This window comes from Flavobacterium flavigenum, from assembly GCF_027111255.2.
In the GTDB taxonomy this organism is placed as follows: Bacteria; Bacteroidota; Bacteroidia; order Flavobacteriales; family Flavobacteriaceae; genus Flavobacterium; species Flavobacterium flavigenum.
In genome coordinates, this window is record NZ_CP114285.2 from 5,168,341 (window position 1) to 5,182,706 (window position 14,366).

The window sequence follows — 14,366 nt, forward strand, 5'->3', positions numbered from 1 at the left end:
TTGTAATTTTTTAAATTATTGATAATTTTAGTGCTCAATTAAGCTTTCTAATTTAATATAAACTAATCTTGAAGAATTTTTTTATAACATTGATTTTATTAATGGGATTTTACGTACCAGTTTCTTCACAGGAAACTCAGGTGAAATTTCTTGATATTTCAGATGGTCTATCCAATAACTCGGTTGTGACCATATTTCAGGATACAGATGGCTATATGTGGTTTGGAACCTATGACGGACTAAACCGATATGATGGATATAATTTTAAGGTATTCCGTAACCGGATCAATGACAAAAAATCGCTGCCTTTTAATACGATTTATAACATCGAAGGAGATTCTAAAAATAATATTTGGATTGGCGGTGCAAATGGCGTGTGTGTTTACAATAAAACCAGTGCTGCGTTTCATCCTGTTAAACATATTTCATTAAATAAAAAGCCTGAAATTGTCAAAGATATAATTCATCAGGTAAAAGCTATTTCTAAAAACAGTGTTTTAGTTGCCTCGCAAAACTTAGGCTTACTTGTATTTGAAAACGGCTCTTTTGTCGGAAATAGTGTTCCGCTTCTGATGTCGGGAAACAGAAATGTAGTTCATAATTATGATGCGGTAGCTATTCAAAATGATACAAAAAACAATAGGTGCTGGGTATATGTCAGGAATGTTGGGCTTTGTGTATATAGCAATGATTCAAAACGGCTAAAAGTTATTTTTCCGTTTGCTGTAGAAGTAAAAACACTCGAACTGGCTTCAGATGGGGACCTTTGGTTTGGAACAGATGAGGGGCTTTTTCTGTTTAACACAAAGTCAGGTTCTTTCTCTGAGAATTACTTCTCCGGAAGATGTACAGTTTCTGACATTCTTATCGATAAGAAAAAAGAAATGTGGGTGACCACAGATGGCAATGGTATTTATAAAGTTACAGGAAAAGAAAAAAAAGCAGTTCTGTATAGTTCTGTAAAAGAAAACAAACTCTTAAAAAGTAATTCTGTCTGGAGTATTTACGAAGATAAAGCAGGAAATAAATGGATTGGCACTTTGCGTGGCGGAATCAGTATGCTCAGCAATTCGGCAGTGTATTTTAAAACAATCCGGTACAAAGCCAATGATCCTGCAGAGAATTTTATATTATCATTCTGCGAAGACGAAAAAAACAATTTATGGGTTGGAACAGACGGTGCAGGACTGAAATATTGGGACCGCAGGACAAATACCTATATTAATTATGGAAATAAGCTTTCGAGTAAATTTATAACAGGTATTGTAAGGGATAATAACAACGAAATCTGGCTTTCTACATGGGCAGGTGGTGTAAACAGGATTAATCCGAAAAATAACTCGGTAACACAGTTTTCATGTTACAATCCTGTTACAAAACAAGTAGAAAAAAATATTTGGTTTGTTTATAAAGATTCAAAATCAAATATTTGGGCAAGTGCAACAAACGAAGGTTCGTTGTATCTTTTTGATCGTGCTACAAACAGTTTTGTGCTTTTTGATAAATCAATAAATAACCTGCAGTGCATGACAGAAACATCAGACGGCAAGCTCTGGGCCGGAAATTATTCTGTGCTGTATTCTATCGAAAAAGAAACCAGGAAAATCAATAAAGTGACCATTGGCAATCCTGTTCGCTGTATTCATGAAGACAAAGATAAAAACCTCTGGCTCGGAACGCAGGAGGGAGGCTTATTGCTGTTTGACCGAAAAACGAATACGTTTAAAAGACTTACTACAGATGACGGACTTTCTTCCAATACTATTTTGAGACTACTAGAAGACAAAGAAGGAAATCTCTGGATGAGTACTTATAATGGTATTTGCAGGTTTGATAAGAAAAGAAAGACCTTTAGGAATTTCTCTGTAAATGACGGTCTTCAGAGCAATCAGTTTAGTTTTAATGCCGGGATTAAATTGTCTACAGGTGAATTTCTCTTTGGAGGTATAAATGGTTTCAACAGCTTTTTTCCCGGAGATATTAAAAGTTTCAGTCAGGAAAACCATCTGTTGCTAACAGACTTTTACGTAAATAATCAGCCTATTGAGGAGAGTAAAGCGGAAATTGACAGGCACTCAGATAAAATAAAAGAAGTAAGTTTAGATTATGACCAAACGACTTTGTCACTGGAATTTGTCGCTTTAGATTTTAACAATGCAGATAAGATTAATTATGCTTATTTGTTAGATGGATGGGATCAGCAATGGAATTATGTAGGACAGAACAGAAGGGCAAATTATTCAAGATTGCCTGAAGGGAAATATATTTTTAAAGTAAAAACGACGAATTTCAAAGGGGGCTGGAATAAAGAGGTCAGTTTGGTTTCTATCCAGGTTTTACCACCATGGTACAGAACCTGGTGGGCTTATTCTTTGTATTTACTGGCTATTGCCGGAGGTCTTTTTGTGTATCTGGATTATCAGAAGAATAAAGAAAAATTAAAATACAAGGTTAAAATTGCAGAGCTTGAAAGCAAAAAAGAAAAGGAAATTGCCGAGAAACAGTCGTCAATGTTTACTTATATTTCACATGAATTCAGAACACCGCTTTCGCTGATTATAAATCCATTGAAAAAAGCAGTTCAGAAAGAAAGTGTTCAAAACGGTTCTTCCGGAAGTGATTTGGCAATTGCACACCGAAACGCCCGTCGGCTTTTGAGTCTGGTCGATCAGCTTTTGCTTTTTAGAAAAGCTGAAAATGATGCAGATTCTCTTCGCTTATCTCCTATAAATGTCAATAATCTTTGTAATGAAGTATATCAGTGTTTTGTAAATCAGGCAAAAGACAAAAATATTGAGTACAATTTTACTATTCCGGATCATGAAATTATGATTATTGGGGATTATGAAAAAATTGAAATTTCATTGTTTAACCTGATGTCGAATGCTTTTAAATACACCTCAGTTGGTGGAAAAATTGATCTTAAACTATCAGAGACAGATGATGAGGTTCACCTTGAAATTACCGATAACGGGGACGGAATCGATAAAAAAGATATTGAGGTGATTTTCGAAAAGTTCAAACAAATCAATTCGAAAGTTTCAATTGGAACCGGTTTTGGAATCGGGCTTTATATTGTAAAATATTTTACAGACAAACATAAAGGAACCGTAAGCTGTACCAGTGAACCAGGTAAAGGAAGTACATTCAAACTAACCTTTCTAAAAGGTGACAGGCATTTCGAAAATGCAGAGATTACCAATGATGTTCAGAAAAGAAGCCAGCTGTTTGATGAATTGATTATTGATGATTCGGGAGATAATACATCTGAAAATACACTTTCTGAAGCCGATTTGCAAAAAGTGATGCTTACAGAAAAACGAACTGTTTTAATTGTAGATGACAATACTGAAATCAGAAACTACTTAATCAAATTATTTGCTGAGAATTATATCGTGTATAGTGCTGAAAATGGTGAAGAAGGTTTAAAGCTGACCAAAAAGCATATGCCGGATCTGGTTATTAGTGATATAACGATGGAAGAAATGGACGGCCTTGAGCTGTGCAGAAAAATAAAGGAAAGCAATGATTTATCGCATATTCCGGTGATTCTGCTCACGGCTTCTAAAAACCCTGAAACACATTTACAGGGAATAAACGATGGAGCTGATGACTACATTACAAAACCATTTGATGATGAAATACTTGTTGCCCGTGTTGAATCCTTATTGAAAAACCGAAGCAATCTGCGGACCTATTTTTTAAACAGTATCACTTTAAAAGAGAATACTCAGAAAGTACCGGTTGAATACCAGGAAATTTTGAAAAAATGTATTGATATTGTAGAGGCCAACATTCATAAAAAAGATTTTACGATTAAAACCTTTGCGCTTGAAATGGGTATGAGCCACAGAACGCTTTATACTAAAATCAAAATTATTTCCGGACAGACTTTAAATGCTTTTATCCGTTCGTTGCGAATCCGAAGAGCTGCCATGCTCATGCTTACCGAAGATATTAATATTGCACAGGCAAGTGCCGAAGTTGGTTTTGAAGATCCTAAATATTTCAGGCAGCAATTTGTGAAGTTATTCGGAATGACGCCATCTGAATATATTAAGAAGTATAAAAGTTCTTTTAATTCTGATTTGAATATCATTAAATAATTGCCTTTCTCATAAAAAGCTATACCTAATTTTAAAATAGTTCTACATATCTACTGAAAGCAGGATTGGAATATAACCTCTTCAAAATTCTTATCATGAACCAGCCAAAACGAGTAAATAGCTTTGATTTATAAGCAGCAAATCCAGTTTGTTAGAATATTCATAAAAGCACCTGGTAATTGTGTTATATGTAAAAAAAAGATTCTATTTTTTCGTACTTCTTAGTTTTTAGGTCTAAATAATCGCTTGTTGCGAATTTGACCTCCTTTTTTTTCCATTTTACCCCTTATCAAAAGTGGGAATTACATATTTCTTTGCAGGTAATAGTAGCATTTTAAATTGTGTTACCGTTTATGTTGTAAGTGTTAGTTTTTGAGATAAGTTTTTGATCTGTTTAAAGAATTGAGCGTTCTTTAAAATAATATGATAAGAGTGTTTTTCTCTTATTTACTTATCTGCCCGCAGTAAAATGCTGCGGGTTTTAATACAAAAGTTAGATACCTGTAGAGGTTTTATAAATAAATAATAACTGACTATTAACCAAACAAAAAATAAATATGAAATAATCCATTAGTAAGTTACACTCCTGTTTGCCCCAAAAAAAACAGAGATAAGAATAACCTACATCAACAATAATACCTTTAAGAATAAAAAAAACAACTAACCTAACCTTAAAATGAAAGAAATGAAAAAAAATGTATTTTTATTTTTTCTTGCTTTTTTTGCCCTTCTGTTTACAGGATGTCAAAATAATGAAGCTGATTTTCCAAGTTCTGACGACCCTACGATAGTGGTTGCAACAACTGAAATTTATGGTGCCCCAACCAGAAAATTTGAAATAAAGGCCGCTTTGGCAGATGACCTGGGGCTAAAAAGTGTACAAATTCAAATACCTGAATTGTCACTTGATAAAGTCATTACGTTTGCAACAGAGCCTTTGCTTAAAACCTACGACTTAAGTTATTTTTTTGAGGTTCCTGCTGACAGAGGTACTTCTGAAACTTTTAAAATCAAATTAGCTATTACAGATGTTTCCGGTAATACTGTTAATAAGGAAATTGACTTACGCCTGGACGGAGACTTTGCTGCTCCGGCAATAAGTATGATGTCTCCAAAAGAAGGAGCCGTTATTTTATTATCGACAAGTAATATCATGCCGGTAAATTTTGTTGTGAATGATGATTCTGGTATCGATTATGTTCAGATTAAATGTGACGCTCTGCATATAGACGAAACAATTAAGTTAGAAGGTTCACCGCAAACTTATACATTCAGCAAAGAATATGTTTTACCTCTTACTGCAGCAAATTATGTATTGACAATTACGGCTTTAGATAAGTTTAAAATTCCTAATAGCGGAAGCTTAAACATCAATATTGTCGCTACTAATGAATATCCTGCTCTTTATCTTTGCGATCAGCCAAAAGGGACTAATCTTGTAAGTGATGCTGTTGGTGTTCCGATGTATTTTCACGAGAAAAGCGGACAGGATTTTGAATTTAAATATTATGCCGACAAAGACAATAAAGAAATTTATTTCTTAGGACAGGAATCTGACTTTGGTCCACATTGTTTTGGATTGGATGGTTCAGGAAACATTATTGATGATCTTGCTTCAGCACCAATTATTTTACCTACAAAAGGATATTACCTAATAAAAGTAAATCCAAATACATTAAAATATACTGCAACTAAATATACACCAACAAGTAAGGTATGGGCTGATGTAGCCAATGGATTATGGCATGATGTTGAGGCGCAAAGAAGACCTTTCGTTAGTGTTTGCGGTGGCGGAATTCAGGGTGCGACCTGGGACACTTGGGATGCATGGGTTCAGACAGGGCTACACTTAGCAAACAATCCAAATAATCCATACCAGTTAGTAGGAGAATATACATTGACAGGAACTATGGAAGCTACTTTTACAGGTCAATGGTGGAGTCCTTCCTGGAGACTTATCAAAAATGGTATTGCAACAATGTCACCGGGTGAAAATGGTAATGCAAAATATCCTGCTGCTCCGGGTGTTTATAAAGTAGTTCTGGATACTGAATTAGAAAGAGCCTTTATAACAAAAAAATAATTTGTTATCTCATTAATAAATAAAATAGCTAAATATGAAATTTAAAGATATATGGTTTTTTATTGCCTTGCTATGCAGTACAGCATCGTTTGCGCAAATAACAATCAAAGGAACTGTAAAGGATAAAGCCAATGTGCCGATTCCGGGTGTGAATGTAATGGTCAAAGGGACTTCTAATTCAACAGCAACAGATTTTGATGGGAAATACTCAATTTCTGTTCCTAATGCAAATACTCAGATTGAATTTTCTTTCATCGGTTTTGCAACTAAACTCGTTCCTGTTGGAGATAAAACTACTCTGGATGTAACATTAGAGGAGTCTAGTCAGGTGTTAGATGAGATTGTAGTAGTAGGATATGCTTCTGTAAAAAAGAGCGATGTAACCAGTTCTATTTCTTCAGTAAAAGGAAAAGAACTGCAGACCATGACAGTTGGTAACGTAACCGAATCTTTACAGGGTAAAGTAGCCGGTGTTCAGATTACGGGACAAGGTGGTCCAGGAGCACAGCCAAGGGTATTGATTCGTGGTATATCTACTCTTAACCTTGGTACAGATCCGCTTTATGTAGTCGATGGTATTCCAATGGGAACCAGTATCAACTTTTTAAGTAATAACGAAATTGAGTCCATGGAGGTTTTAAAAGATGCTTCTGCAAGCGCTATTTACGGTTCTCGTGCGTCAAACGGGGTAATTCTTATTACTACGAAAAAAGGTAAATCAGGAAAAACGAGATTTACTTTTGACCTTAGTTCGGGTATGCAGATGATGAACAATCCGTATGATATGGCAGATGCTGAAGGTTATGCTAATATTATGAATACCGCTTATAATAATTCGGGCTATTCAGATTATTTACCAAATGCTTCTCAGTACAGAGGAAAAACAACAGACTGGTGGGGTGCAGGAATCAGAAAAAGCTCTCCGGTAACGAATGCTTCTTTAGGAGCTTCGGGAGGTTCAGACAAGCACACGTATGCTGTTAGTTTAAACTATTACAATTCAGAATCGATGTATGAAATAGGAGGATGGGAAAGAATCACGATGAGAATCAATAATGATTTTAAATTCTCAGATAAATTCTCCGCAGGAGTTACTTTAAATCCACGTTATGAAACATGGGGAGGTCCTGGAAACTGGGCTGATTTTGTTAAAATTGATCCTATTACGCCAATTTACAAACCGGCAGACGAGTTAACCGGATTAGAAAATGAATATAGCATCTATGCACGTTCTCCTTCGTATGTATGGAACCCGGTTGCTGCTGTAAAAAGATATGATGATTATACAGACCAGTATAATTTAAATACAAATGGTTATTTGCAATATACGCCAATAAAAGGCCTTGTACTACGTACTCAGGCTTCTATCGAAGTAGGGAATAAAGTACAAAGTATATTTAAACCAGATTTCATCATTGATGCTGCTCACGAAAAAGCAGAAATTAACAGTGTTGAGAGAAGAGCGACAACAAACCATGACTGGACATGGCAAAGTACAGCAACATATTCAAGAACATTTGCTGAGAAACACAATGCTTCATTAATGATTGGTACTACAATGGAAGAGTATAATGGTAATGATGTCTGGGGATATGGAGAAGGCGTTCCTAACAATTCAGAATCGATGAGAGAAGTAAATGCAGCTACTAAAAACCGTGACAGCGAAGGTAATAGCTGGTCTAGTTCTATAATGTCATACATTTCTCGTTTTTCTTATAACTATGACAGTAAATATTATTTTACAGGTACTTTCAGACGTGATGGTTCTTCAAAGTTCATGGCAAATAATAAATGGGCTAATTTCCCTTCTGCTTCTGCATCCTGGAGAATTTCGAATGAAGGTTTTATGGATAACACTAAAGAAGTCATAAGCGATCTTAGATTGAGAGCAGGTTGGGGTAAAGTAGGGAATCAGGGGCTTCCAGCTTCAGTTTATCAGTCTAATATTGGACAAGGTTATTACGTAATCGGGGGTGAAATGGTAGATACTTCTTACCCATCTTCTATGGCAAACAAAGATATCAAATGGGAAACCGTTGAAGACATCAATTTTGGAATTGATTTTAGTTTGTGGCAAAATAAATTTTCAGGGTCATTGGAATACTATCAGAAGCAAACAAACGATATGTTGTTCAAAAAACAATTTCCAACATACAGTGGTTTTCCGGGATATGCAACAATCTGGACAAACGTAGGTTCTATGCGGTCAAGCGGTATAGATTTATTGCTTTCGTATAAAAATAAAAAAGGAGATTTCTCCTACGGTGTAGATCTGACTTTTACAACAGTAAATGTAGAAATGGTTTCTTTGTCAGCTGAAGGGGAAAGACTTTACGGAGCAGGAAACAGAACTTTGACGGTTAAAGGCGATGAACCTGGTTATTTTTACGGGTATGTTGCAGACGGATTATTTCAGAACCAAACCGAATTAAATGCTCACACTGACGAACATGGAACCAAAATGCAACAGAAAGCACAAGTTGGAGATATACGTTTTAAAGATTTGAATGGAGATGGGAAAATAGATGAAAATGACAGAACTAAAATCGGTTCACCTTGGGCAGATTACAATGTGGGTCTAAATCTGAATTTTGCCTACAAGCAATTTGATCTGGTAGCTAATTTCTATTCAAGTATTGGAAATGATATCGTGAACCAAAACATCTCAGATTTGTATAACGGTGCAAGTTTAACAAACAAGGTAGCCGGATTAGATCAGATGGCATGGCATGGCGAGGGAACTTCTAATTATATTCCTCGTTTATCTAAAGATGACAATAACGAAAACTTCACCAAATTTTCTTCTTTCTATGTAGAAGATGGTTCGTTTGTACGTATGAAGAATATTCAGCTAGGCTATACGTTCCAGAATAAATTTGGCTTAGATAAATTGAGAATATCATTGTCAGGTCAGAATTTATGGACATGGACAAACTATTCTGGCGTTGATCCTGAAGTTGCAGGTGGGGATCCTAAAAAGGATGATGGAGTTAAAGGATCAGGTTTTGGCGGTTGGAATTATCCGGTTCAGCCAACAATTTTGATGGGTCTTAATGTAGCATTTTAATAATAGAAAACATGAAAAAAATAATTTTATCAATACTAGCTTTTTCAATGTTTGCAGTTTCCTGTGATGATTTTATTGAAAAAGAAGAAAGAGGAACACAGACACTTGATAACTATTTTCAGACAGCGCAGGAATGCGAAAAATACACCAATGAATTAACCCAAAGGTTATTGCTTTCTAAAGACTGGTTCACATTGCTTGCACCAAGAATTACAAATGAAATGGCAACAGATGATGCCTGGATGGGTAATACAGGTCAGGATAATTCAGCTCACAGACCTTGTTCGCAATATATCGTTACTCCTGATAATATGGGGGATATGAATAGTATTTATACGGCACATTATTATACGATTCAATCTGCAAATATCGGTTTAGAGAAAATGGCAAACTCACCAATTACCGATGCTCAGAAAAATCAATATATGGGAGAATCCTTATTTGTTCGTGCATATTGCTACTACGAATTGGTTAATCTTTTTGGAGCTGTTCCTTTATATACAAAATCTTTGGGGACATCTGATTTAAAATTAGAGAGAAGCCCTGCTACAGAGGTATATGCGCAAATAGAAGCTGACTTAAAAGAGTCTGCTGCCAAGTTAGAAGGAATTACGGTAAACAGAAACGGAAGAATAAACAAATGGGCTGCTTATGCTTTGTTGGCTCGTGTTTCTTTATTTCAGGAAAAGTGGGCTGATGCAAAATTATATTCAAACAAAGTAATTACAGAAGGGCCATACTCATTAGAAGAAAATTTCCTGGATATCTGGAATGTAAACAATCATAATGGTAAAGAATCTATTTTAGAAGCTCAGTCTTCTTCTATTCAAAACGAATCTTTAGGATCTATGTTGCCAACTTTATCAGGGGCAAGGGGAGAAGACAAGAAAAACTTTCCTAGTAATGATGCCAAAGATGTTATTGACGGATGGGGATGGTGTATGCCAACGAGTGATTTAGAAAATGCTTATCTTTCTGAAAATGATGAAATCCGCCGCAGAAGCACTATTACCAAATGGGGAGAAGCTGCTTACGGAGATGAGGTTTTAAACCCGACTCACAAATTCAGTTTAAATGATAATAAATCAGGACGTATCTGCCGTAAATATTACATTCCAATTGCTACACGTCGTACTTTGGATAAAAAAGACGGACATTTACCTTTAAATATTCCGTTGATTCGTCTTGCTGAAATGTACCTGACAAGAGCAGAGGCAAACTATCACACAGGCGGAGATGCTTTGGCAGACATTAATATCATCAGGGATCGTGTTGATTTGGAGCCTAAAACAGGAATTTCAGGACCAACGCTTTTAAAACAAATCTACAAAGAGCGTCGTTTGGAATTGGCTTTTGAAGGATTGCGTTTATTCGACATCCGTCGTGAAAAAGATCCAACAACAGGAAAACGTGTTATTGAAACTTTGATGGGACCAAACGGAACTTTTGTTAAATACAACTTAAGTTCTACAGATCCTTACGAAACCACAAATACAAAAGAGCCACAGGATAAAGGAATTAATTTTGATCCTGCTAAACATTTACTATGGCCAATACCACAAATCGAGAGAGATTTAAGTAATGGTGTAATTTCTCAAAACCCTAACTACTAAGATGACATTATATAAAAATAATAGAGTAAGTCTGCTGTGTGCAGGCTTGCTTTTCGCCAGCTCTTTTTTCGCCAGCTGTGATTCTGATAAAAATGAAAATGCTGATTCTGATAATGCTGTTGCAGAATTGAAAGTAAATCTGGATGCTAATCTTCAGACCATGGAAAGTTTTGGTGCTTCTGATGCCTGGCAGTGTAATTTTATTGGAAAAAACTGGCCTTTGGATAAAAAAAATCAAATGGCAGATTTACTTTTCAGCAGAGATATTGATGCTGAAGGAAATCCAAAAGGTATAGGTTTATCATTATGGCGTTTTAACCTTGGGTCAGGAAGTGCTGAACAGGGTGATGCCAGTGATATTGGTGACGAATGGAGACGTACAGAATGTTTTACTACAGACGGAGTAACCTATGATATGACTAAACAAGCGGGTCAGGTTTGGTTTATGAAAGCGGCAAGAGACCGTGGAGTAGACAAGTTACTGGCATTTTCAAACAGTGCTCCGGTTTATTTAACTCAAAACGGAAAAGCGCATGCCAGTATCAAAGAATTTTACAATCTGAAAGAAGGAAAAATGCCGGAATTGGCCGATTTCTGGGTAACTTCATTAGATAAATTAAAATCAGAGCACGGACTAACAATCGATTATGTAAGTCCGTTCAACGAGCCACAATACGAATGGGATGGTTCAGGGCAGGAAGGTTCTCCGGCTACCAATACGAATATTTACAATTTTGTAAATGTCTTATCGCCAAAATTACAGTCAAAAGGACTGAATTCTCAGATTGTAGTAGGAGAAGGAGGATCGTATGAACCTTTGTATAAAACAATTGTAGGAAAAGAAAACAGATCGAACCAGATTGACTACTTCTTTGCTTCTAATTCATCTAAAAATATTGCAGGTTTAAGCAATATTAAGAAAACCATTTCTGCACACAGTTACTGGCAGGCATGGCCTTTGAGAGAGTTAGTGAATTCAAGGGAATTGGCTGCTGCAAGAGCGCAGTCTATTGGAGGATTGAGTCTTTGGTCATCTGAGTATTGCGTTTTAGAAAGCCCTGGAACAGCTGAGCTTCCGGGTGGTGCAGGTCCTGGAAGGGATTTAGGAATTTCTCTGGCACTTTGGACAGCCCGTATTATCAGTACCGATATTGCAGTTGGAGGTGTAACTTCATGGCAGTGGTGGACAGCTATTAGCCGCGGAGACTACAAAGACGGATTAATTCACGTTGATAATGGTTCAAGCAATGGTGCTGGTGATGCCAACTATTGTAAAAATGACGGATTCATCAGGGATTCCAAAACACTTTGGGCTTTAGGAAACTTTTCATTCTTTGTAAAACCAGGAATGGTTAGGGTTCAGGTTCCAAGTGTTGATAGTGCAAAAGCTGTAAACGATGTGATGGTGACAGCCTACAAAGATGTTGCCGCTAAAAAACTGGTAATCGTTGCAGTAAACATCAGCAAAGCCGCAAAAACATACAAATTCAACCTTAGCGGTGGTGCTTTAACAGATAATAAACTGACACCTTATACCACTTCTGAAACATTAAGCCTGAAAAAAGGTGCAGCTGTTGATGCTACGAATTTAGAAATTCCGGCAAGATCAGTTGTAACGTATGTTGGAACGTATAAATAGAGGTTCTAAGGGACTAAGGTTTTGAAAAGTTCTGAATATAACCACAATCTTGTCATCTCGACGAAGGAGAGATCTCCAAAAGGAGCTCCACAAAGATTGACTACTTGTATTGCGGAGTTTCTTGCGAAGATTGCTCGTTCCTCGAAATGACAAACGAAGCGAATAGCAAGATCGCGTCAATAAGAAAAAATAATAATTAATGAAAAAAGTATATCTCTCGCTTTTAGTAGTAATGAGTTCGCTGTCGTATGGACAGCGAACCATCACTATCAGTACAGATAATGTAGTTCAGACCATGGATGGTTTTGGAGGTTCGGATGCATGGAGAGCGCAATTCGTGGGTAAAAACTGGCCTGAACAAAAAAAGAATGCGATTGCAGATTTGTTATTCAGCAAAGAAATTGATGCAGCGGGAAATCCAAAAGGAATCGGACTTTCGATCTGGAGATTTAATCTCGGGGCAGGAAGTACGGAACAAGGCGAAAACAGTAAAGTTTCTGACGAATGGAGAAGAAGCGAATGTTTTCTGAATGCCGATGGAACCTATGATTTTTCTAAGCAGGAAGGACAGAGATGGTTTCTGCAGGCAGCCAAAAAAAGAGGAGTTGAAAAATTCCTGATTTTTACTAACAGTCCGCCGGTTTATATGACGCATAATGGATTATCTTTTTCTTCCAGAAAGAATAAACTGAATCTAAAAGATGGTGCAATTCCAAAATTTGCCGATTTTTTAGTTCAAAGTATTCAGGGACTGGAGAAAAAGGAAGGAATAAAATTCGATTATGTCAGTCCTTTAAATGAACCTCAGTGGGAATGGATGCCAAAAAGCGGTGAAACCAACAGTCAGGAAGGTACTCCGGCAACGAATCAGGAAATTTATGAGGTAACCAAAGCGCTTTCTGAAAAGCTGAAAGCCAATAAAATGAAAACCGAAATCGTAATCGCTGAAGCCGCACAAATCGATTATTTATATGGAAATGTAAATGCCGAAAATCGTGACAATCAGATTGATTATTTCTTTGGAAAGACAAAAACCAACGTTTCAAAGCTTTCAAATGTAAAAAATGTCATTCTCGGACACAGTTATTTTACTACATGGCCAGTTGAAAAACAAGTATTAAGCCGAAAATTGATTGCTGCAGAAGTAAAACAGAAACCAGGATTAAAATACTGGCAGTCTGAATACTGCATTTTAGAAAATCCGGGAGAAGCTGAAATACCGGGTGGTTCAGGCGGAGGAAGGGATTTAGGAATGCAGACCGCTTTGTTCGTAGCGAGATTAATTCATAATGATATTGCGGTTGCCAATGCGGCTTCATGGCAGTGGTGGACTTCTATTACGCGTGTAGATTACAAAGATGGTTTAATCTATCTGGATGACGGAAAAACTAACGGAGGAACAGCACCTGATTATGTTCGCAATGATGGTGAATTTCACGATTCAAAACTGCTTTGGGCTTTAGGGAATTACTCTTTGTTTGTACGTCCGGGAATGCTAAGGATTGATGTGCCGAATCAAAATGAAATGGATGCCGCAAATGATGTCATGCTAACGGCTTACAAAGATGTTCAGAACAAAAAACTGATTGTAGTAGCAGTAAATTGTGGAAAAGAAACGCAGCAATACAAATTTGATTTATCAAAAGGAGCTGTAAAAAACAACGAATTTACTCCTTACACAACTTCTGAAACCTCTAATTTAAAAAGAGGAACAGTTCAGAAAACAGATAACCTGGAAATTCCGGCAAGGTCTGTAGTAACATTTGTGGGAGAATTACAATATTAAAAATGAAGTTTCAGGTTTCAGGTTTCACGTTTGAAGCGAACTTGAAACCTGAAACCTGAAACAAAAATTAAC

General features: G+C 36.5%; 6 protein-coding genes. All 6 read left to right on the plus strand.

The annotated features are described in order from the left end of the window. Positions 1-101 precede the first annotated feature (101 nt). Positions 102-4,106, plus strand: a complete 4,005-nt coding sequence (locus OZP09_RS21465) for a two-component regulator propeller domain-containing protein (protein ID WP_281309983.1) — start codon at positions 102-104, stop codon at positions 4,104-4,106. Between the two features lie 685 nt (positions 4,107-4,791). After that, complete coding sequence (locus tag OZP09_RS21470; RefSeq protein WP_269235667.1) at positions 4,792-6,189, plus strand: cadherin repeat domain-containing protein; 1,398 nt, start codon at positions 4,792-4,794, stop codon at positions 6,187-6,189. Positions 6,190-6,223: 34 nt separating this feature from the next. After that, positions 6,224-9,256, plus strand: a complete 3,033-nt coding sequence (locus OZP09_RS21475; protein ID WP_269235668.1) for a SusC/RagA family TonB-linked outer membrane protein — start codon at positions 6,224-6,226, stop codon at positions 9,254-9,256. Positions 9,257-9,267: 11 nt separating this feature from the next. Further along, positions 9,268-10,869, plus strand: a complete 1,602-nt coding sequence (locus OZP09_RS21480) for a RagB/SusD family nutrient uptake outer membrane protein (protein ID WP_269235669.1) — start codon at positions 9,268-9,270, stop codon at positions 10,867-10,869. A 1-nt stretch (position 10,870) separates the two neighbouring features. After that, entirely contained in the window at positions 10,871-12,508 is a 1,638-nt protein-coding gene (locus OZP09_RS21485; RefSeq protein ID WP_281309984.1) for a glycoside hydrolase, read from the plus strand. A 199-nt stretch (positions 12,509-12,707) separates the two neighbouring features. After that, positions 12,708-14,294: a glycoside hydrolase gene (locus OZP09_RS21490; protein ID WP_269235670.1), complete on the plus strand. Its 1,587-nt coding sequence runs from the start codon at positions 12,708-12,710 to the stop codon at positions 14,292-14,294. Positions 14,295-14,366: the final 72 nt, after the last annotated feature.